Annotated in this window: 17 protein-coding genes and 1 pseudogene; 16 read left to right on the top strand and 2 right to left on the bottom strand. The window is 64.6% G+C overall.

The window, feature by feature from the left end:
* Positions 1-40 precede the first annotated feature (40 nt).
* The 8 genes from creC (at position 41) to NMB96_RS21355 (ending at position 8,795) form a co-directional block, all read left to right on the top strand.
* Positions 41-1,489, top strand: a complete 1,449-nt coding sequence (creC, locus tag NMB96_RS21390) for a two-component system sensor histidine kinase CreC (RefSeq protein ID WP_255085641.1) — start codon at positions 41-43, stop codon at positions 1,487-1,489.
* A gap of 873 nt (positions 1,490-2,362) precedes the next feature.
* A complete protein-coding gene (creD, locus tag NMB96_RS21385; protein WP_255085640.1) occupies positions 2,363-3,682 on the top strand; it encodes a cell envelope integrity protein CreD in 1,320 nt (439 codons plus the stop codon).
* 7 nt (positions 3,683-3,689) lie between these two features.
* On the top strand, positions 3,690-4,112 hold the full coding sequence (locus NMB96_RS21380; protein ID WP_255085638.1) for a hypothetical protein: 423 nt from the start codon (positions 3,690-3,692) through the stop codon (positions 4,110-4,112).
* Positions 4,113-4,155: 43 nt separating this feature from the next.
* Positions 4,156-4,758 carry a GNAT family N-acetyltransferase gene (locus NMB96_RS21375; protein ID WP_255085636.1) on the top strand — a complete coding sequence of 201 codons (603 nt, stop codon included), beginning with the start codon at positions 4,156-4,158 and terminating at the stop codon, positions 4,756-4,758.
* Between the two features lie 58 nt (positions 4,759-4,816).
* A complete protein-coding gene (locus NMB96_RS21370; RefSeq protein WP_255085635.1) occupies positions 4,817-5,701 on the top strand; it encodes a carbon-nitrogen hydrolase family protein in 885 nt (294 codons plus the stop codon).
* A gap of 21 nt (positions 5,702-5,722) precedes the next feature.
* Positions 5,723-6,814: a DUF3616 domain-containing protein gene (locus tag NMB96_RS21365; protein ID WP_255085634.1), complete on the top strand. Its 1,092-nt coding sequence runs from the start codon at positions 5,723-5,725 to the stop codon at positions 6,812-6,814.
* A gap of 67 nt (positions 6,815-6,881) precedes the next feature.
* Complete coding sequence (gene gltX / locus NMB96_RS21360) at positions 6,882-8,285, top strand: glutamate--tRNA ligase (protein WP_255085631.1); 1,404 nt, start codon at positions 6,882-6,884, stop codon at positions 8,283-8,285.
* A gap of 15 nt (positions 8,286-8,300) precedes the next feature.
* Positions 8,301-8,795 (top strand): transcriptional repressor, encoded by a 495-nt coding sequence (locus tag NMB96_RS21355; protein ID WP_023904546.1) that lies wholly within the window; start codon positions 8,301-8,303, stop codon positions 8,793-8,795.
* Between the two features lie 524 nt (positions 8,796-9,319).
* Here the strand turns inward: NMB96_RS21355 and NMB96_RS21350 are convergent.
* The gene (locus tag NMB96_RS21350) at positions 9,320-9,940 is read right to left on the bottom strand and encodes a TetR/AcrR family transcriptional regulator (protein WP_023904545.1); all 621 of its coding nucleotides are present in this window, start codon (positions 9,938-9,940) and stop codon (positions 9,320-9,322) included.
* Between the two features lie 132 nt (positions 9,941-10,072).
* Between NMB96_RS21350 and NMB96_RS21345 the strand changes: the two genes are divergently transcribed.
* From NMB96_RS21345 to NMB96_RS21320, 6 genes and pseudogenes are all read left to right on the top strand, one after another.
* Complete coding sequence (locus NMB96_RS21345; RefSeq protein WP_255085629.1) at positions 10,073-11,296, top strand: efflux RND transporter periplasmic adaptor subunit; 1,224 nt, start codon at positions 10,073-10,075, stop codon at positions 11,294-11,296.
* A 16-nt stretch (positions 11,297-11,312) separates the two neighbouring features.
* Positions 11,313-14,456, top strand: a complete 3,144-nt coding sequence (locus tag NMB96_RS21340; RefSeq protein ID WP_255085628.1) for an efflux RND transporter permease subunit — start codon at positions 11,313-11,315, stop codon at positions 14,454-14,456.
* A gap of 1 nt (position 14,457) precedes the next feature.
* The gene (locus tag NMB96_RS21335; RefSeq protein WP_255085627.1) at positions 14,458-15,975 is read left to right on the top strand and encodes an efflux transporter outer membrane subunit; all 1,518 of its coding nucleotides are present in this window, start codon (positions 14,458-14,460) and stop codon (positions 15,973-15,975) included.
* Positions 15,968-16,660, top strand: a complete 693-nt coding sequence (locus NMB96_RS21330) for a TetR/AcrR family transcriptional regulator (RefSeq protein ID WP_255085625.1) — start codon at positions 15,968-15,970, stop codon at positions 16,658-16,660. Before NMB96_RS21335 ends, NMB96_RS21330 begins: the two co-directional genes overlap by 8 nt.
* A 242-nt stretch (positions 16,661-16,902) precedes the next feature.
* Complete coding sequence (locus tag NMB96_RS21325) at positions 16,903-17,886, top strand: aldo/keto reductase (RefSeq protein ID WP_183086708.1); 984 nt, start codon at positions 16,903-16,905, stop codon at positions 17,884-17,886.
* Positions 17,887-17,995: 109 nt separating this feature from the next.
* Positions 17,996-18,195 (top strand): annotated as a pseudogene (locus tag NMB96_RS21320) (hypothetical protein); the annotation flags it as partial.
* Between the two features lie 213 nt (positions 18,196-18,408).
* On the opposite strand, the gene NMB96_RS21315 reads toward NMB96_RS21320, so the two are convergent.
* Entirely contained in the window at positions 18,409-19,308 is a 900-nt protein-coding gene (locus tag NMB96_RS21315) for a LysR family transcriptional regulator (RefSeq protein ID WP_162498362.1), read from the bottom strand.
* 188 nt (positions 19,309-19,496) lie between these two features.
* On the opposite strand from NMB96_RS21315, the gene NMB96_RS21310 reads away from it, so the two are divergent.
* Positions 19,497-19,970: a (R)-mandelonitrile lyase gene (locus NMB96_RS21310; RefSeq protein WP_255085623.1), complete on the top strand. Its 474-nt coding sequence runs from the start codon at positions 19,497-19,499 to the stop codon at positions 19,968-19,970.
* Between the two features lies 1 nt (position 19,971).
* On the top strand, positions 19,972-20,346 hold the full coding sequence (locus NMB96_RS21305; RefSeq protein ID WP_255085621.1) for a hypothetical protein: 375 nt from the start codon (positions 19,972-19,974) through the stop codon (positions 20,344-20,346).
* The last annotated feature ends 173 nt before the right edge of the window (positions 20,347-20,519 follow it).

The following is a 20,519-nucleotide window of genomic DNA, read 5'->3' as shown; positions in this document are numbered from 1 at the left end:
GAGTGCATGCGTCGCGTTCTTATCCCAACCAAGGCCTGACATGCGGCTCGGTCTCAAGCTGTTCCTGGGCTTCTTTCTGATCGTCGGGTTGGCCGCGTTCTTCGTGATGCGGGTGTTCGTCAACGAGGTCAAACCGGGCGTGCGCCAGGCGATGGAATCCACGCTGGTGGATGCGGCCAATGTGCTGGCGGAAATGGCCAGCGGCGAATTGGCCGACGGCACCATCGCCACCGGCAGCTTTGCGCGCAACGTGGCACAGGCGCAGCAGCGCGATCCCAAGGCCTGGGTATGGCGGTTCCGCAAGAACGACGTGGCGTACCGCGTCACCGTGACCGATGCACGCGGCGTGGTGGTGTTCGATTCGCTGGGTCGCGACGTGGGCCGCGACAACTCGCGCTGGAACGATGTCTATCGCACCTTGCGCGGCGAATACGGCGCGCGCTCCAGCCCCGAGGTCGATGGCGACCCGACCGCCACGGTGATGCATGTGGCTGCGCCGATCTACGCACCGAACGATGCGAACCAATTGATCGGCGTACTGACGCTGGCCCAGCCCAATCGCAGCATCGACCCGTTTATCGAGGCCAGCCAGCGCAATATTTTGCAGCGCGGGGCCTGGTTGATCGGCATTTCCGCATTGATCGGCATCTTGATGACCTGGTGGCTGATGCGCGGCATTGGCCGGCTCAATCGCTACGCGCAGGCGGTGAGTGCGGGCATTCCGGTGCCGCCGCCCAAACCGCGCGGCGATGAAATCGGCGACCTGGGCCAGGCGCTGGAAAGCATGCGTCGCAAGCTGGAAGGCAAGGCCTACGTGGAGCAGTACGTGCAGTCGCTGACGCACGAGATGAAGAGCCCGCTGGCGGCAATCCGTGGTGCGTCCGAGCTGTTGGCCGAGCCATTGCCGGAAGCCGATCGCCAGCACTTCGTCGCCAGCATCCGCGCGCAGGAGCTGCGGCTGACCGAGACCATCGACAAGCTGCTGGCACTGGCCGAGGTGGAGCAGCACGGTTGGTTGCAAAAGCGCGAGCGCATCGCGGTGGCTGGCTTGCTGCAGGCAGCAGTGGATGCCGTGCTGCCACGCGCGACAGCGGCCGGCGTGCGGGTGGAAATCGATGTCGCATCTGATGCAGCGCGCGAGTACTACGTGCTCGGCGACGGGTTTCTGCTGCGCCAGGCGCTGATCAATCTGCTGGAAAACGCCATCGCGTTTTCGCCGGAAGGCAGCACCGTGCACTTTTGCACGCAATTGCACGCTGAAAAATTGCAGGTGTCGGTGCAAGACCGCGGCAGCGGAGTGCCGGATTACGCGCTTGAGCGGGTGTTCGAACGCTTCTACTCGCTGGCCCGCCCGCAGACCGGTCAACGCAGTTCCGGGCTTGGCTTGCCGTTCGTGCGGGAAGTTGCGCGCCTGCATGGCGGCGAAGTAGCGCTGGGCAATCGCGAGGGCGGCGGCGCGGTGGCGACGTTGCGGCTGCCAGCTGGCTGATCTGCGGCCTGGCTGCAGGGCCCTTGCCCGCCCACCGTCGCGGGACACGCTGCAAGTACGTCCTTGTAAGCTCTTACGCGGCATCCATGCCGCGTAAGGTCCCGCGACGGTGGGCGGGCAAGGACCAGTGGAGATGGTCGGTGCGCATGGTTGCAAGCAAAGCATGGTGTGTTATTTGGACAACGCTGCGGCCCATCAGCTTCGCAACGCAAAACGCAACGCGATCAACAGGTAGGCTTTCATCAAACTACCGACGAACTCTCTGGCGCGGTGTCCTCACCGATTGCGGGACCGTGTGGCGGCATGGATGCCGCCACCGAGCCTACATGGACGTACTTGCGGCGTGTCCCGCGAGCGGTGAGGGCACCGCGCCCTCGATGCTGCGGGTTTGCTGCAGGGCCTTGCCCGCCCACCATCGCGGGACACGCTGCAAGTACGTCCTTGTAAGCTCTTACGCGGCATCCATGCCGCGTAAGGTCCCGCGACGGTGGGCGGGCAAGGACCAGTCGAGATGGTCGGTGGTCATGGCTTTCAACAAAGCATCCAGCAAACTGGCTGGCGCCGTGTCCTGTTCTCAATAAAGCAATCAGCAACCTGTCTGGTGCGGTGTCCTCGCCGATTGCGGGACTGTGTGGCGGCATGGATGCCGCCACCGAGCCCCCAGGGATGGGTTCACGGCGTGTCCCGCGATCGGCGAGGGCACCGCGCCCTCGACCCAGGCGAGCGCTTGCCAGTTTTTGTTAGCCCCTCTAATTGCAGCAAGGCACGACGATTCGCCAGCTGATTGCCCACTTCACATTCGCTTCAAATTCGCCTCAAACCCTCCACACCGGCACATCGCACCCTGGCCACCTCCAAGAATGAGGATGGCCGATGAAATCCCTGAAACTGTTGTTGCGGTTCGCCACCATCGGCGGGCTGATCCTGCTGCTGCTGATTCCATTGCTGTTGATCCGCGGCGCCGTGCAGGACCGCGCCCGCTACCGCGACGAGGCGGTGGAGCGGGTGGCGCAGAGCAAGGCCGGCGAGCAGCAGTTCATCGCGCCGGTGCGGGTGCTGCCGTATACCGAAGACGTGCAGGTCACCGAGCCGGACGAGCAGGGCAACCAGCGCAAGGTGTGGCGCAAGCGCGAAGGCGCGCTGCTGCAGACCCCGCGCAGCCTGAAACTCAGCGGCGAGATGGTGCCCTCGGTGCGCGAAGTGGGCCTGTATCGCGTGCAGGTGTATTCCTGGAAAGCGACCCTGCATGCCGAGTACGCACCGTTTGACTACGTCGCCGCGCCGACCCGCGTGTATGGCCAGCCGCACCTGGCGGTGGGCATTTCCGATGTGCGCGGGCTGGTGGGCACACCGCGCCTGCAGGTGGATGGACGCACGCTGGCACTGGAAAGCGGCGCAGGCGCATTGGCCGATCGCTCGGCAGGGATCCATGCCCAACTGAGCCCGCTGGCCGACCCGGTCGCCGGCCGCGTGCAGGACGGCAACGTGGTGGATATGCAGTTCGTGCTGGACGGCACGCGCCGGCTTGCCATCGCACCGATCGCCGACAACAACGAGATCGCCTTGCGCTCCAGCTGGCAATACCCGTCCTTCGGCGGCCGCTTCCTGCCGAACGCGCCGAGCATCGGGCCGAAGGGCTTCGATGCCAGCTGGTCGCTGTCGTCGCTGGCCACCGGTGCGCAGACCCAGTTGCAGTCCAGCCAATCGTCGCTGGATACGCTGGAAGTGCGCCTGGTCGACCCGGTGGACGTGTATACCCAGGCCGACCGCGCCAGCAAGTACGGCATCCTGTTCGTGGTGCTGACGTTTGTGGCGTTCGTGCTGTTCGAGTTGATCAAGCGCTTGCCGATCCATCCCTTGCAGTACCTGCTGGTGGGTCTGGCGCTGGCGATCTTCTTCCTGCTGCTGTTGAGCCTTTCCGAGCACATCGCGTTCTGGCAGGCGTATCTGGTGTCGGCCGCTGCGTGTATCGGTCTGCAGTTCTTCTATCTGTCCGGGGTATTGCGCAGCTGGGCACGCGCGGCGGGGTTCTCGGTGATGCTCACCGCGTTGTATGGCGTGCTCTACAGCCTGCTGGTCTCCGAAGACAACGCGCTGCTGATGGGATCGTTGCTGCTGTTCGGCATCCTGGCCAGCATCATGTGGGTCACCCGCAAGCTCGATTGGTACGAGCTTGGCAACAGCCTGCGCTGAGGCCGGCATGCTCGCTCACGCACAGGTACACCGGCGGGCGCAGCGTTTGCTGCCCGCCGGGATCGACACGGTGGCGCTGCTTCCCGCAGCGCCACTGCAACGTTGGGAATGTTCGCCGTTGTCGGCGTTGCCGCTCGGCCGTGAGGGGCGCGGCGGGGTGGTCGGCCTGCGCCTGCATGCAGCGACCGCACAGGCGCTGTGTACGGGCGGAGCCGTTTTTTTGCAGGCGGCGCAGCAGCACAAAGCGCCGCCTGGCACGGCGCCGACGCGCAGCTACGGGCCATGGCAGCGGCTGAACAACGGCAGCTATTGGACGCGCAGTACCGATGCACTGCTCGGGGTGCTGCTGGCCGCCGAAGAAGCGGCGGTGTGGCTGCTATGGCAGCAACCCGATGCGGCGGGTCCGGGCAACGGCCGTTGGCTGCGGTGAGGCGCGATGTGGCAGGCGGGTCAGGCTCGCTTACCATGCAGGCATGACTGGTTCCTCCCTGATCGTCGAAACGGTGCGCGGCACGGACGTGTTGCCGCATCTGGATGCGGTAGCGCAGCTGCGCATCGCGGTGTTCCGCGCATGGCCGTATCTGTACGAGGGCGATGCCGATTACGAACGCGGTTATCTGGCTGCGTATGCGGCCTCGCCAGACAGCGTGTTCGTGCTGGCACGCGATGGCGATGCGGTGATCGGTGCCTCTACCGGTTTGCCGTTGCTCGACGACAGCGAGGCCTTCCACGTGCCATTTCGCGTGGCCGGCATCGACCCGGCCAGCGTGTTCTATTTCGGCGAATCGGTGTTGCTGCCGGCGTATCGCGGGCAGGGGATCGGTCACGCATTTTTCGACCGACGTGAAGCACATGCACGCACTATGGGCCGATTCGCGCTCACTGCATTTTGCTCCGTGGAGCGCGCACTCGACGATCCGCGCAAGCCGGCCGACTACCGACCCAACGATGTGTTCTGGCGCAAGCGTGGCTATGCGCCGCAACCGCAGATGCGCGTGCAGTTGGCATGGGCGGAGTTGCAACACGGCGAGATCGACCACAGCTTGAGCGTGTGGACGCGTGCGGTGTCGTCATGATTGCCAACGAGCGCCTCGCCACGTCGCACCTTCCGATCAATCGCAACAAGGCCACCAGATGAAAATCGCCGTCGCCAAATATCCGATCGGCAAACCCGCCGATTTCGCTGCGTTCGCCGCGCGTCAATCCGCGTTGGTGAGTGAAGCCGCCGCTGCCGGCGCACGTGTGCTGGTACTGCCGGAGTATCTGGCGCTGGAGCTTGGCGCAACCTTCGGCACGCAGGTTTCTGCCGGTTTGCCGGAGTCGCTGGCGGCGATCCAGGCGCTGCGTGCGCCGTGGCTGGAGCTGTTTTCCGGATTGGCGTGCCAGCATCAGGTGCATCTGATTGCCGGCAGCTTTCTGCTGGACCTGGGCCAGGGCCGCTACCGTAATCGCAGCGACTGGTTTACGCCCGAGGGCCGGCACGGTTGGCAAGACAAACTGCAACTCACCGGCTTCGAAAAGGCCACCGGGCTGATCGATCCCGGCGATGCGCTGAAGGTGTTCGAGCTCGATGGCGTGCGCGCAGCGATTGCGATCTGCTACGACAGCGAATTTCCGCTGCCGGTGCGTGCGCAGTACGAAGCCGGTGCGCGGCTGTTGATCGTGCCCAGCTGCACCGACACCGCCGCCGGCGCGATGCGGGTGCGCATCGGCTGCCTGGCGCGCGCGCTGGAAAATCGTGTGTTCGTTGCGCAATCGGTCACCGCCGGCGAGGCGCCGTGGAGCCCGGTGCTGGACGTCAATACTGGCGAGGCGGCGGTGTTCGCGCCGATGGATGTCGGCTTCCCGGCCGATGGCGTGCTGGCGCAGACGCACGGCGATGCGGTGTGGGCCTATGCGGAGCTGGACTTCGACGCCTTCGAAGCCAGCCGCGCACACGCGCAGGTCGCCAACGACCGCGATTGGCACGGGCAGTTGGCCGCTCACGTAGCGCGTGCCAAGCTGGCCGCGTTCGACTGACCCACCACCCACCAGGTTCCCATGGCCAAGAAAACTCTGATTCCGCACAGCGTCCGGCTCGAATTCGCGCCCGGCGCGTTGGTGCACAGCAATCTGTCCGGCGCGGCCTTCACCGACGACTGGCTGTGGGTGGCCGGCGACGAAGCCTGCGCGGTGGATCGGCTGCGCAAGCTCGATCCCGTGCAGCGCGAGACGCTGCGCTTCGGCCAAGGGCAGAGCTTTGCGCTGGCCGAGTTGCTGGATCTGCCGGGCGAGGCGGCCGAGGAGGCGGATCTGGAAGGCATTGCGCTGTCGGATGGATTTCTGTGGGTGATCGGCTCGCATGGCCTCAAGCGCAAAAATGCCAAACGCAGCCGCGACGATGCCGAAAACGCCAAGCGCCTGACCAAGCTCAAACTCGATGCCAACCGTCGCCTGCTGGCCTGTCTGCCGATCGAGCGCGACGACGACGGCACGCCACGGTTGGTGCGCGAAGCCGCCGACGGCCGTCGCGCGCTGCGACTCAAGGGCGATGCCAAGCACAGCCAGCTCACCGACCTGCTGGCCGACGACCCGCATTTCGGCCCGTTTCTGAAGATCCCGGGCAAGGACAACGGCTTCGATATCGAAGGCATCGTGGTGGACGGCCAACGGCTGCTGCTGGGCCTGCGTGGGCCGGTGCTGCGCGGCTGGTCGGCAATGCTGGAAATCCGGGTCGAGGCGCATGGTGATCACCTACGCCTGGCGCCGCTGGACGAAGACGGCACGCTGTTGCGCAAGCACTTCCTGCAACTGGGCGGGCTGGGCATCCGCGACCTGCATTATTCCGGCGACGACCTGTACCTGTTGGCCGGGCCGACCATGGTGCTGAACGGCGAAATCCGCCTGTTCAAATGGCCGGACGCGCGTGCTGTGCTGGCCGCCAACCAGGCGCCGGTGCGTTTTCAGCACGACCTGCTGGAATCGGCGGTGTTGCCGCATGGCACCGACAGCGACCGTGCCGAGGCGATCTGCAACCTGCCCAAACATCTCGCCGGCGACACGCCCAGCTGGCTGGTGCTGTACGACGCGCCGGGCCCGGCGCGCAGCGGTGGCGATTGCGTGGTCTACGGCGACCTGCTGCGCAACCGCTGAGCCGCAAGCGGGCAGGTCTGCGCTGCGCAAGGTAAAATCGGCCGACACCCGTTTCGCCGAGCGCTCCATGACCTGCCGCACCCGTTTTGCCCCCAGCCCCACCGGTTACCTGCACATCGGCGGCGCCCGCACCGCCCTGTATTGCTGGCTGGAGGCACGCCACCGCGGCGGGCAGTTCGTGCTGCGCATCGAAGACACCGACCGTGAGCGCAGCACCCAGGAGGCGATCGACGCCATCCTGGAGGCGATGGAGTGGCTGGGCCTGGACTACGACGAAGGCCCGATCTACCAGACCCAGCGCGTGGCCCGCTATCAGGAGGTCGCCGAGCAGCTGCTGGCGCAGGGCAAGGCGTACTACGCCTACGAAACCCGCGCCGAGCTCGACGCCATGCGCGAAGCCGCGATGGCCAAACAGGAAAAGCCGCGCTACAACGGCGCCGCCCGCGAGCAGAACCTGCCGTACCGCGACGACCCCAACCGGGTGATCCGCTTCAAAAATCCGCAAGCCGGCACGGTGGTGTTCGACGACCTGATCAAGGGCGTCATCGAGATCGCCAACAGCGAGCTCGACGACATGGTGATCTTCCGCCCGGACGGCTTCCCCACCTACAACTTCGCGGTGGTGGTGGACGACTGGGACATGGGCATCACCGAGGTGATTCGCGGCGACGACCACATCAACAACACCCCGCGCCAGATCAACATCTACGAAGCGCTGGGCGCGCCGGTGCCCAAGTTCGCGCATATGCCGATGATCCTGGACGAGCAGGGCGCCAAGCTGTCCAAGCGCACCGGCGCGGCCGACGTGATGCAGTACAGGGATGCCGGCTATCTGCCGCATGCGTTGATCAATTATCTGGCACGTCTGGGCTGGTCGCACGGCGACCAGGAGTTGTTCACCCAGCAGGAATTGCTCGACCTGTTCGACGTCAAGGACGTCAATTCCAAGGCTGCGCGGCTGGACATGGCCAAGCTCGGCTGGGTCAATCAGCATTACCTCAAGACCGACGACCCGGCCAGCATCGCCCCGCAGCTGGAATACCAGCTGGCCAAGCTCGGCATCGATGTCGCTGCCGGCCCGGCCGCCGCCGATGTGGTGGTGGCGCTGCGCGAGCGCGTGCAGACCTTGAAGGAAATGGCCGAAAAAGCCGTGGTCTGGTACCAGCCGCTGGAAACCTATGACGAAGCCGCAGTGATCAAGCACCTGAAGCTGGGCGCCGAAGTACCGCTGGGCAAGGCACGCGAACTGCTGGCCGGCGTCAGCGAATGGAGTGTGGAAAACGTTTCGGCCGCGCTGCACGATGCGGCGGCCGCGCTGGAGCTGGGCATGGGCAAGGTCGCCCAGCCCCTGCGCGTGGCCATCACCGGCACCCAGGTCAGCCCGGATATTTCGCAGACGGTGTACCTGGCCGGCCGCGAGGGCGCCTTGAAACGCATCGATGCGGCACTCATCAAGATAGGAGCGGGCTGACCGCCGGAGCCTGTGATGAAAACCAACGAACACGCCTGCACTGCACCGCATCACCACGTCGACGACGCCAACGGCTTCGTGCGCGCGGTGGAGCGCGCCTGCACCGAGCGCGGCCTGCGGCTGACGCCGATCCGCGCCAATGTGCTGCGGCTGATCGCCGATGCCGGTAAGCCGGTCAAGGCCTATGAGCTGCTGGACTGGGTGCGCGAAGGCAAGGGCGTCGGCGCCGACGCGCCGCCCACGGTGTACCGCGCGCTGGATTTTCTGATGGCCAATGGCTTCGTGCACAAGCTCGAATCGGTCAACGCCTTCGTCGCCTGCCACCACCCCAACAGCGCCCAGCACTCGGTGCCGTTCCTGATCTGCGACCGCTGCCATAGCGCGGTGGAGCTGGAAGACCGCGACGTGGTCTCGCAACTGGAAGCCCGCGCCAAGGCACTGGGTTTTCAGCCGCAGGCGCAGACGCTGGAAGTGCATGGCTTGTGCGCCAAGTGCGCGGTGGCCGAGTAAGGATCGCCAGGCAAACGCAGGACGGTTCACTTAGAGCGGCTAACAAAAACCTGGCGAGCGAGCGCCTGTCAGTGAGTGCAGTGGTTTTGTCGGCGGTCTCTTGGTGGATGCAGTCAGAGGTCCAGATCAAACGCTGCGTGGGTCGAGTGCGCGGTGCCCTCACCGCTTGCGGGACACGCCGCAAGTACGTCCATGTGGGCTCGGTTGCGGCATCCATGCCGCCACACGGTCCCGCAAGCGGTGAGGACACCGCACCAGAAAGTTGGTCGGCTGTTTTATTGAAAGCCATGCGCACCGATCAACTCGACAGGTCCTTGCCCGCCCACCGTCGCGGGACCTTACGCGGCATGGATGCCGCGTAAGAGCCTACATGGACGTACTTGCGGCGTGTCCCGCGACGGTGGGCGGGCAAGGGCCCTGCAGCCAGGCCGCAGATCCGTCGGCCTGTGCAGTAGGCTGGCGTGAAGTAGTTTTGTTAGCCGCTCTTAGTTGCAGGCAGTGCGCAGACGCAGCACTGCCGCGCATCACGCCGCAGCGGTGTTCTTGCATCCATAGCCCGCCAGAAACAGCTCCACTGCGCGCTGCGTCGCGTCGCGTAGATACTCGGGCGAGGGATCCTTGAGCGCGCCGAACAGGCAGGGCATCAGGGTTTCGGCTTCGAGCAGGGCGGCGAACTGGTGGGCGGCCAGCAGGGTGTCGTCGCAGCGGAGCAGGCCGCAGTCCACTTGTGTCTGCAGGTATTCGGCGAAGCGCTGCATGCCTTCTTGTTGACCGGCGCTGAAAAACAGCGCGCCGACGTCTGATCTGCCGGATACCCCGATGATGGTCTGCCAACTGGTGATGTTGGGCGTTGCGCACAAGAAGGTGAGCACGTCCTCGCCGAACCGTTGCAGGGCCTCGGCAACGGGGCCGCTGCTTTGCGAAAGCGCACTCAGCAGCGGGTCGAAATAACGGTCGGACATGTCCTTGGCAAACGCCACGAACAGCTCTTCCTTGGACGGGAAGTAGCCGTACAACGTGCGCTTGGAGCCGCCCACGCGGGCGGCGATCTGCGACATCGAGGCACCTTCAAAGCCCAGCTCGAGGAAGACCTCGCTGGCCGCCTGCACGATGGCGTCGCGTTTTTCTTCGGTTCTGACCCGCATCCAATCACTCCACTTTTGAACTTTAAGTATACCGACTGGGCAGGAATGCTTGACGGCTACGGATGAGCTTATTAGGATACCAAACCGTACCGTTTAGATTTAATCCTCATGCGTCCCGTCGGAGACCTTCTCGTGCGTCCTCATGCTTCGTTTCGCCTGCCTGTGCTTGCCGCTGCCGTTGCCGCCACCGTTCTGCTGAGTGCCTGCGGCAGCCCGCCGGGAGGTCCGCCGCCGGCCGAGGGCATGCCCGAGATGGGCGTGCTGACCGTCAAACCGCAGCCGGTGACGCTCACTACCGAGCTGCCCGGACGCACCGTTCCCTACCTGATCGCCGAAGTTCGCCCGCAAGTGGGCGGAATCGTGCAGACGCGCCAGTTCACCGAGGGCGGCGACGTCAAGGCCGGGCAGACGCTGTACCAGATCGACCCGGCGACCTATCGCGCAAGTTACGCCAGCGCCCAGGCCACCCTGGCCAAGGCGCAGGCCAATCTGCGCACCGCCAGACTCAAGGCCCAGCGCTATACCGAGCTGGTGCAGATCAAGGCGGTCAGCCAGCAGGAGGGCGACGACACCGATGCTGCGCTGGGTCAGGCCGAGGCCGATGTGGCGGCCGGCAAGGCCAGCGTGGAGACCGCGCGCATCAACCTGGCGTTCGCGCGCATGGATGCACCGATCTCCGGTCGCATCGGCCGCTCCAGCGTGACCCCCGGTGCGTTGGTGACCGCCAACCAGGCCACCGCGCTGACCACCATCCAGCAGCTGGACCCGATCTATATCGACGTCACCCAGCCCAGCGCGGCGTTATTGCGGCTCAGGCAGGCGATGGCGCGCGGCGATCTGGAAAAGGCCGGCGACGACGCCGCCAAGGTGTCGCTGCTGCTGGAAGACGGCAGCACCTATCCGCTGCAGGGCCAGCTGGCGTTCTCCGATGTCACCGTCGACCAGAACACCGGCTCGATCACCTTGCGCGCGGTGTTCCCGAACCCGAATGCGGAGTTGTTGCCGGGAATGTACGTGCGCGCGGTGCTGCAGGAGGGCATCAAGGAGCAGGGCGTGCTGGTGCCGCAGCAGGCGGTCTCGCGCAACGGCGCCGGCAAGCCGACCGCGTTCGTGGTCGGTGCCGATCACAAGCTGCAATTGCGTGTACTGGACACCGACCGCGAAGTCGGCGACCAGTGGCTGGTGCGCAGCGGCCTGAAGACCGGCGAGCAGGTGGTGGTCGAAGGCGTCTCGCGCGCCCGCGACGGCATCGAGGTCAAGACCGTGCCGTGGCAGCCCAAGGGCAAGCCCGCGACTGCTGGTGGTCACGCAGCCGGCACCCCTTCCGCCCCGACCGCACCGCGTGCGGCCAACTGAGGCGGGATCACACGTCATGGCACGTTTCTTTATCGATCGTCCGATCTTCGCCTGGGTGTTGGCCATCATCGTGATGCTGGCCGGCATCCTGTCCATCGCCACACTGCCGATTGCGCAGTACCCCAGCATCGCACCGCCCGCCGTCGCCATCACCGCAAACTACCCGGGCGCTTCGGCACAGACCCTGGAAGACACCGTCACCCAGGTCATCGAGCAGAAGATGAAGGGGCTGGACCACCTCAGCTACATGGCCTCCACAAGCGAATCCAGCGGTGCGGTGACCATCACCCTGACCTTCGACAACGGCACCGATCCGGACACCGCGCAGGTGCAGGTGCAGAACAAGTTGTCGCTGGCCACCCCGTTGCTGCCGCAGGAAGTGCAGCAGCAGGGCGTGACGGTGACCAAGTCGGCCACCAACTTCCTCAACGTGCTGGCCTTCACTTCCGAAGACGGCAGCATGAGCGATTCGGACCTGTCCGATTACGTGGCGGCCAACGTGCAGGAAACCATCAGCCGCGTCGAAGGCGTGGGCGACACCACCTTGTTCGGCTCGCAGTACGCCATGCGGGTGTGGATGGACCCCAACAAGTTGAATAATTTCAGCCTGACCCCGGTGGATGTCCGCACCGCGATCCAGGCGCAGAATGCGCAGGTCTCGGCGGGCCAGCTGGGTGCGTTGCCGGCGGTGGCCAATCAGCAACTCAATGCCACCATCACTGCGCAAACCCGGCTCAAGACGGCCGAGCAGTTCGAAAACATCCTGCTGCGCACGCAGTCCGATGGCGCGCAGGTGCGGCTGCGCGATGTGGCGCGCATCGAACTGGGCAGCGAGAGTTACAACACGGTGGGCCGCTACAACGGCAAGCCGGCGGCCGGTCTGGCGATCAAGCTGGCCACCGGTGCGAACGCACTGGATACCGTGCGCGCCATCGACAAAAGCCTGGAAGAGCAGGAGAAGTTCTTCCCGCCCGGCATGAAGGTGCAAAAGCCGTACGACACCACCCCGTTCGTGCGGATCTCCATCGAGCAGGTGGTGCACACGCTGATCGAAGCGGTGGTGCTGGTGTTCCTGGTGATGTATCTGTTTCTGCAGAACTTCCGCGCGACCTTGATCCCCACCATTGCGGTGCCGGTGGTGTTGCTGGGCACGTTCGGGGTGCTGGCGGTGTTCGGTTTCACCCTCAATACGCTGACCATGTTCGCGATGGTGCTGGCGATCGGTTTGCTGGTGGACGATGCGATCGTGGTGGTGGAAAACGTCGAGCGCGTGATGGGTGAAGAACACCTGTCGCCCAAGGAAGCCACGCGTAAATCGATGGATCAGATCTCTGGTGCGCTGGTGGGCGTGGCGTTGGTGCTGGCGGCGGTGTTTGTGCCGATGGCGTTCTTCGGTGGCTCCACCGGTGTGATCTATCGGCAGTTCTCGATCACGATTGTCTCGGCCATGACCTTGTCGGTGCTAGTGGCGATGATCCTGACTCCGGCCCTGTGCGCCACCTTGCTCAAGCCGGTGGAAAAAGGCCATGGCCTGGCCACTACCGGTTTCTTCGGTTGGTTCAACCGCGTGTTCGATCGTGGCAACAACCGCTACCAGGGCGTGGTGCGGCACATGCTGGGCAAGGGCTGGGGGTACATGCTTGCCTATGCCGCGCTGCTGGCGTTGGTGGTGTTCGGCTTTATGAAGTTGCCGGTGGGCTTTTTGCCGGACGAAGACCAGGGCACGCTGTTCGTGCTGGTGCAGTTGCCGCCCGGTGCCACCGATGCGCGCACCGGTGAGGTGCTCAAGCAGGTGGAGCATCACTTTCTGGTGGACCAGAAGGATTCGGTCGCTGGCGTGTTCGCCGTCTCTGGTTTCAGTTTTGCCGGTAGCGGCCAGAATACCGGCCTGGCGTTCGTCAAGCTGCGGCCGTGGGACAAGCGCACCGGCAAGGGGCAGAGCGTCACCGATGTTGCGGCCAAGGCCGGTGCCTTTTTCGCCGGCATCCGCGATGCCAGGGTGTTCGCGTTCGCACCGCCGGCGGTGTCCGAGTTGGGCAATGCCACCGGTTTCGACCTGATGCTGCAAGACCGCGCCAATCTCGGTCATGAGGCCTTGATGCAGGCGCGCAATCAATTGTTGGGCGAGCTGTCGCAGGACAAGCGCCTGGTGGCGGTACGTCCGAACGGGCAGGAAGACACGCCCGAGTTCAAGCTGGAGATCGATTCGCACAAGGCGCAGGCCATGGGCGTGTCGATTGCCGACATCAACAACACCTTCTCCAGCGCATGGGGCAGTACCTACGTCAACGACTTCATCGACAAGGGACGCGTCAAGAAGGTGATGCTGCAGGCCGATGCGGTGTACCGCATGAATCCGCAGGACATCGACCGCTGGTTCGTGCGCAACAGCGTCGGCACCATGGTGCCGTTCAACGCCTTCGCCACCGCCAGCTGGCAATCGGGCTCGCCGCGGTTGGAGCGTTACAACAGCGTGCCATCGGTGGAAATCCTGGGCATGGCGCTGCCCGGCGCGGCATCCAGTGGCGAAGCGATGCAGATCGTGGAAGCGGCGGCGGCCAAATTGCCGCCGGGCATCGGCTTCGAGTGGACTGGTTTGTCGAGGCAGGAAAAGTCCTCGACCGGTCAGACCGGCCTGTTGTACGGCCTGTCGATCCTGATCGTGTTCCTGTGTCTGGCCGCGTTGTACGAAAGCTGGGCGATTCCGTTCTCGGTGATTCTGGTGGTGCCGTTGGGCGTGTTCGGCACGCTGCTGGGCGCGATGCTGACCTGGAAAATGAACGATGTGTACTTCCAGGTGGGGCTGCTCACCACGATTGGTCTGGCATCGAAAAACGCGATCCTGATCGTGGAGTTCGCCAAGGAGCTGCATGAAAGCGGCAAGAGTCTGATCGACTCGGCATTGGAAGCGGCGCGCATGCGCTTGCGGCCAATCTTGATGACATCGCTAGCCTTCATCCTGGGCGTGGTGCCGTTGGTGCTCGGCAGTGGTGCCGGTGCAGGCGCGCAGCATGCGTTGGGCACCGCCGTGATCGGCGGCATGTTGTCCGGCACGATCCTGGCGATCTTGTTCGTACCGTTGTTCTTCGTGTTGGTGATGGGCCTGTTCAAGCGCCGACCACAGCCCACTTCATCCGCCCCGCAACCGACAGGACACTGAGATGACCCCGATTCGCATGACATTGACCGCGATCGCGGTGGCCAGCGTGCTGTCCGGTTGCACGCTGATGCCGCGCTATGCGCGGCCCGACGCGCCAGTGCCGGAGCGTTTTGCCGGCACCGACAGCACGATTGCTTCGAACGCCACCGACGCCGCCAACACCGTCGCCAACAGCACCGGCACCCACGAGGCGACGGACATCGCCAACATCGGCTGGCGGCAGGTGTTCACCGACCCCGCGCTACAGCAGGTGATCGCGTTGGCGTTGGAGAACAATCGCGATCTGCGCGTGGCCGCGCTCAACATCGAGGTGGCACGTGCGCAGTACCGGGTGGAGCGCGCTGCGTTGCTGCCCTCGATACAAGGCACCGGCAGCTCCAACAACGCGCGCACACCGTCGGAGCTGGCCATTCCCGGCCAGCCGCAGGTGTTCCGGACCTACAGCGCCAACATCGGCGTCAGTGCGTACGAGCTGGATCTGTTCGGGCGTGTGCGCAGCCTGAAGGAACAGGCACTTCAGCAGTTTCTGTCCACCGCCGAGGCCCGCCGCAGCACGCACATCAGCCTGGTGGCCGAAGTGGCCACCGCCTATCTGACGCTGGCAGCGGATCAGCAGTTGCTGCAGTTGGCGCAGTCCACCTTGAGCAGCCAGAGCGACAGTTATCGCTTGCAGCAACGCAGCTTCGAGTTGGGCGTGGCCTCGCAGCTCACCTTGCGCCAGGCGCAGACCACGGTGGAAACCGCGCGCGTGGATGTGGAGCGTTATACCGCGCAGGTGGCGCAGGATCGTAATGCCCTGGTGCTGCTGGTGGGCACGCAGGTGCCGGTGGAGCTGTTGCCACGTGCGTTGCCCGATGGCGCCAGCGTGGACGGCAACGTGCTGGCCAGCGTGCCGGCCGGGTTGCCGTCGCAGTTGCTGCAACGTCGCCCGGACATCCTGGAAGCCGAGCGCAACTTGCGTGCGGCCAATGCCAATATCGGTGCGGCGCGCGCGGCGTTCTTTCCCAGCATCAGCCTGACCGCATCGCAGGGCTCGTCCACCAGCAGTCTGTCCAACCTGTTCGATTCCGGTACCCGCGCCTGGAGTTTTGTGCCCACGCTGACGTTGCCGATCTTCAACGCCGGGCGTAACCGCGCCAATCTGGACATGGCCAAGGCCAATCGCGCCATCGAAGTGGCGCAGTACGAAAAGGCGATCCAGAGCGCATTCCGCGAAGTGTCCGATGCGCTGGCGCAGCGCGAGACGCTGGGCCGGCAATTGCAGGCGCAACAGGCGCTGGTGGATGCCACTGCCGACAGCTACCGGCTGTCGCAGGCGCGCTTCGAACGCGGCGTGGACAGCTATCTGCAGGCGCTGGATGCGCAGCGTTCGCTGTACAGCGCGCAGCAAACCCTGATCACCACGCAGCTGTCGCGCTTCACCAATCTGGCGACGTTCTACAAGGCGATGGGCGGCGGCTGGCTGCAATCGGCCGAGCCCACTGTGGCCACCACCGCGACAGGTCAGCCCAATGGCTGAGGCGGACGTTGATGCCGCGCCTGCCCGCCCGCCCAGGCGCGCGCCACACGACAAACGTGGCGCGATTCTGGCGGCGGCGCGGCAGCTGTTTCCGCAGCTAGGTTTCGACAGGACCAGCATGGACACCATCGCCGAGCGTGCGATGGTGTCCAAGGCCACGGTGTATGCGCATTTCGCGTCCAAGGAGGTGCTGTTCCGCACTACGCTGGAAGCGCTGGCGCATGCATCGCCCAACCGATGGGACGCGTTATTGGAGATGCAGGCGCCGTTGGAGCAGCGCCTGGCGGCGGTCGCCAAGGCGCTGCTGCGGATCTCCACCAGCGGCGCGCTGGACGATGCGGCGTATGGCCTGGTGCGGCCGCCGTTGTTACCCAGCCAGATGCGCGAAGAGATGTGGACGCTGTCCTTCGAGCGCTACGACAGCATGATGCGCGCGCTGTTGGCGCGCGAGGTGGAGCGGGGCAGCTTGGTCATCGACAATCTGCCCGATGCCTCGGTGCATTTTTTCGGCTTGATGACCGGCTTGCCTGCAAATGCTGCGATGCGTGGCGATGGCGTGGATGCGGATTTTGTGCAGCAGGAGCGCTATGTGAGCGGTGCGGTTGCGCTGTTCTTGCGTGCGTATCGGCCGGATGTTGCGCGCACGGTTGGCACAACCAAGCGCGAAGTGCCGAGCGGGTTCTAGGCGCGATGGAACCGCGCTTGCGGGGTCTGTTTGCATGTGTCTGTCGCGTTTGTATGCGCCCATCACTCGCTTCATGACACGCATGCCGACCACTGCGTTGATGAAGCGCGCTCATAACCGTTATCGCCAGCCGCTGTGCAATGTGCGCGTGGCGCAGGATTATCGTGTGGCATCGGTGCTGCAGCGGTGTTGCCGCCTGCGGCCGACTCATCCAATGCGGCCGTGTGCCGCGGGAGTAAACGATGCAAACACGACAGTTGGGAAACAGCGGGCTACAGGTGTCCGCATTGGGCCTGGGTTGCATGGGCCTGAGCTACGGCTACGGGCCGGCGACCGCGCGCAAGGACGCCATTGCGCTGCTGCATGCGGCGGTGGAGCAGGGCGTGACCTTCTTCGACACTGCCGAAGCCTACGGGCCCTTCGTCAACGAGGAACTGTTGGGCGAGGCATTGGCCGCGCATCGCGACAAGGTGGTGATTGCGACCAAGTTCGGTTTCAAGAACGGACATGCCGATGCCGGTCTCGACAGCCGCCCCGAACGGATTCGTGCTGTGGCCGAGGCCAGCCTTGCACGCTTGAAGACAGACCGTATCGATCTGTTCTATCAACATCGCGTGGACCCGGCGGTGCCGATCGAAGAGGTCGCCGGGACCGTCAAGGAGTTGATCGCCGAAGGCAAGGTCAAACACTTCGGCCTCTCCGAAGCCGGTGCCGACACCATTCGTCGCGCGCACGCGGTGCAACCGGTGACCGCGTTGCAAAGCGAATACTCGCTGTGGTGGCGCGAGCCGGAGACCAGCGTGCTGCCGACGCTGGAAGAACTCGGCATCGGGTTTGTGCCGTTCAGCCCACTCGGCAAGGGATTTTTGACTGGCGCCATCAACGCCGAGACGCAATTTTCCGACGACGATTTCCGCAATCAGGTACCGCGCTTTGCGGCCGAAGCGCGGCAGGCCAATCAGGCGCTGGTCGAGCGCATCCAGGCCATCGCGGCAGACAAAGATGCAACGCCGGCACAGGTCGCATTGGCGTGGTTGCTGTCGCGCAAGCCGTGGATCGTGCCGATTCCCGGCACCACCAAGCTGCATCGACTCGAAGAAAATTTGGGCGGCGCTGCTGTGACGTTGAGCGGCGAGGATCTTGCGCGGATTCAACAGGCGTTGGATGCCGTGGCGATTGTCGGTGAGCGGTACAGCCCCGAGCGGCAGAAACTGGTTGGTAAGTAGTAGAGCGGCTGATCTGCTTCTTGGCTGCAGGGTCCTTGCCCGCCCACCATCGCGGGACACGCCGCAAGTACGTCCGTGTAGGCTCTTACGCGGCATCCATGCCGCGTAAGGTCCCGCGATGGTAGGCGGGCAAGGACCAGTCGAGATGGTCGGTGCGCATGCTTTTGAACAAGGCAACATATTAACTGTCTGGTGCGGTGTCCTCGCCGCTTGCGGGACCGTGTGGCGGCATGGATGCCGCCACCGAGCCTACATGGACGTACTTGCGGCGTGTCCCGCGAGCGGCGAGGGCACCGCGCGCTCGACTAACCAGGCTGTTGAGTATTCGGCTACATCCAAACGACGCGACGACGCGAAGTCTCGGTTGTCTTGGAATGATTGAGCAGTGCGGATAAATCAGGTGTAGAGCGGCTGATCTGCGGCGTGGCTGCAGAGTCATGCCTGCGCACCATCGCAGGACACGCAGTAAGTACGTCCTTGTCTCCAGGGCGGCATCCATAGCACCCCTCCCCAATGCCCGCGTCAACGCACCAGATCGTGCCGCAGCGCATCGATCACCACCTTGAGTGCGCTGGAGGATTGGCGGCGGCTGGGGTAATAGGCGTAATAGCCGTCGAACGGGTCGCACCAGTCGTCCAGCACGCGGCGCAGCCGGCCGGCGGCGATATGTTCCAGCACCATGGTTTCCGGCAGAAACGCCAGTCCACCGCCAGCCAATGCGGCGCGCAGGATCGCGCTGCTGCCGTTGAAGGTCCATTGCCCGTCCACCCGCACCTTGACTTCGCGTCCGTCCTTTTCGAAGTCCCAGGGCAGCAGGCCGCCGTGCGTGGGCAGGCGCAAGCCGATGCAATTGTGCTGCGCCAGCTCGGCCGGCACCGCCGGGATGGTGTGATGCACGAAGTAGCTCGGCACCGCCACCACCGCCATGCGCTGCATCGGGCTGATCGGCACCGCGATCATGTCCTTGGCCACCTGGTCGCCGAGTCGGATGCCGATGTCGTAGCGCTCGGCGACGATATCGGCTAGCCCATAATCGACCGTGACCTCGATCTTGAGATCGGGATAGTCGGGCAGCACCTTCGATAGCGCCGGCCAGATGTAGGCATCGGCGGCATGGCCGGCGGTGGTGATGCGGATGGTGCCGGCCGGTTTGTCGCGAAATTCGGTGAGCGCCGAGAGTTCGTCGTCGATTTCTTCCAGCCGCGGTGCCACGGTCTCGAATAGACGCGCGCCGGCTTCGGTCATCGACACGCTGCGTGTGGTGCGGGTTAATAGACGAATGCCAAGCCGCGTTTCCAATGCGCGCACGGTATGGCTCAACGCCGACTGCGAGACGCCCAGTTGCGCGGCGGCACGGGTGAAGCTGCCTTCGCGTGCCACGGTGACGAAGACCTGCAGATCGTTGAGATTTTCACGCGCCATCGATGCGAATGCCGACGTCAGGCATGCCATTCATGCGGCTGCATCATGCGTGATGGTACGTGATGGCTTCAAATCCGAGTGCATTGCCCGCATTGATGCGCTGTGTTTCTAGGTGCATGCGCAATCGGGTGAGTAGTCGGTGTACGCATGCGCGCTACAGTTCAGGCACTGGATCAAGGAGCACTGCAATGAATCTGTTCGCAACTGCGATGTCGCTGTCGATGATGGCCGCCGTCACGCCCGGTGGTGAAGAGCAACAAGCAATCAGGGTGAGCAAGGCCGGTGGCGTGGCCTCTGCAGTCGGCCCGGCCGAGTATTTCACCGGCAAGGTGCGTATCGATGCGCCATTCCAGACCGATGCGCCAGCGCGGGTGGGCGGTGCCACGGTGACCTTCGAGCCGGGCGCGCGTACTGCCTGGCACACCCATCCGTTGGGTCAGACGCTGATCGTCACCGCCGGTGCCGGGCGTGTGCAGGAGTGGGGAAAGCCGGCGCAGGAGATCCGCCCCGGCGACATCGTGTGGATTCCGCCGGGCGTCAAGCACTGGCACGGCGCCAACGCGACGGTGGCGATGTCGCATATCGCCATCGCCGAGGCACAGGACGGCTCGCCGGTGACCTGGCTGGAACAGGTCAGCGACGCGCAGTACGCGGCGCAGTGAGGTGACGGTCGGCGATGCCACGGCCTGGCGACAATCGCCGTTGGGCAGCTACCGCATCGAGGTCACAGCATGGGAAGCGCGGATGTCGCTGTGGGTGGAAACCCCGCAGATCGTCGATGTACGCGCTGGCACGGTGCTGCTGAGGTTCGACAATCCGTGCTGGTCGTTGGAGACGGCGCACTGGCACAGCGATGTTGCAGTCGAGCTGACGCTACGGAAGTATCCGGGTGATCACCGACCGGCGCAGGTGGTGGCGATGCTCAATTGCCGCGATCGCAGTGCGATGGTGGCGTCCAGCACGGTGTGCACCTTCGCGGAGCTGGAACACACGCTCGATTGCTTCCTTTCTATCGGTGAACCGGCGCCACATCGGTGATGGCTATCTGACCCACCAGCGCATCGGCCTGATCGGCCATCAGGTGGTACAGCAGTTCGCATTGCAAGCGACGCGAGCACGCCGCTCTTGCGTGGTCGATCGCGCAGACCTCGCGAGCCGCAACGCGGCATCCTTTCAGTTGGCGTGTCCCACACCTGCTGTCCGGCCCCGAG

This window comes from Xanthomonas hortorum, assembly GCF_024339125.1.
Taxonomy (GTDB): Bacteria; Pseudomonadota; Gammaproteobacteria; order Xanthomonadales; family Xanthomonadaceae; genus Xanthomonas; species Xanthomonas hortorum.
The sequence above is the reverse complement of the archived record's forward strand: the minus strand, read 5'-3'. Positions and strand labels throughout refer to the sequence as shown.

Bases quoted from the DNA above. Each gene is read 5' to 3' on its own strand.
- NMB96_RS21375 (WP_255085636.1), top strand. From the start codon at position 4,156: ATGACTGGTTCCTCCCTGATCGTCGAAACGGTGCGCGGCACGGACGTG.
- creC (WP_255085641.1), top strand. From the start codon at position 41: ATGCGGCTCGGTCTCAAGCTGTTCCTGGGCTTCTTTCTGATCGTCGGG.
- gltX (WP_255085631.1), top strand. From the start codon at position 6,882: ATGACCTGCCGCACCCGTTTTGCCCCCAGCCCCACCGGTTACCTGCAC.
- NMB96_RS21340 (WP_255085628.1), top strand. From the start codon at position 11,313: ATGGCACGTTTCTTTATCGATCGTCCGATCTTCGCCTGGGTGTTGGCC.
- NMB96_RS21380 (WP_255085638.1), top strand. From the start codon at position 3,690: ATGCTCGCTCACGCACAGGTACACCGGCGGGCGCAGCGTTTGCTGCCC.
- NMB96_RS21330 (WP_255085625.1), top strand. From the start codon at position 15,968: ATGGCTGAGGCGGACGTTGATGCCGCGCCTGCCCGCCCGCCCAGGCGC.
- NMB96_RS21350 (WP_023904545.1), bottom strand. From the start codon at position 9,940: ATGCGGGTCAGAACCGAAGAAAAACGCGACGCCATCGTGCAGGCGGCC.
- NMB96_RS21370 (WP_255085635.1), top strand. From the start codon at position 4,817: ATGAAAATCGCCGTCGCCAAATATCCGATCGGCAAACCCGCCGATTTC.
- NMB96_RS21355 (WP_023904546.1), top strand. From the start codon at position 8,301: ATGAAAACCAACGAACACGCCTGCACTGCACCGCATCACCACGTCGAC.
- NMB96_RS21335 (WP_255085627.1), top strand. From the start codon at position 14,458: ATGACCCCGATTCGCATGACATTGACCGCGATCGCGGTGGCCAGCGTG.
- NMB96_RS21325 (WP_183086708.1), top strand. From the start codon at position 16,903: ATGCAAACACGACAGTTGGGAAACAGCGGGCTACAGGTGTCCGCATTG.
- NMB96_RS21365 (WP_255085634.1), top strand. From the start codon at position 5,723: ATGGCCAAGAAAACTCTGATTCCGCACAGCGTCCGGCTCGAATTCGCG.
- NMB96_RS21315 (WP_162498362.1), bottom strand. From the start codon at position 19,308: ATGGCGCGTGAAAATCTCAACGATCTGCAGGTCTTCGTCACCGTGGCA.
- creD (WP_255085640.1), top strand. From the start codon at position 2,363: ATGAAATCCCTGAAACTGTTGTTGCGGTTCGCCACCATCGGCGGGCTG.
- NMB96_RS21310 (WP_255085623.1), top strand. From the start codon at position 19,497: ATGAATCTGTTCGCAACTGCGATGTCGCTGTCGATGATGGCCGCCGTC.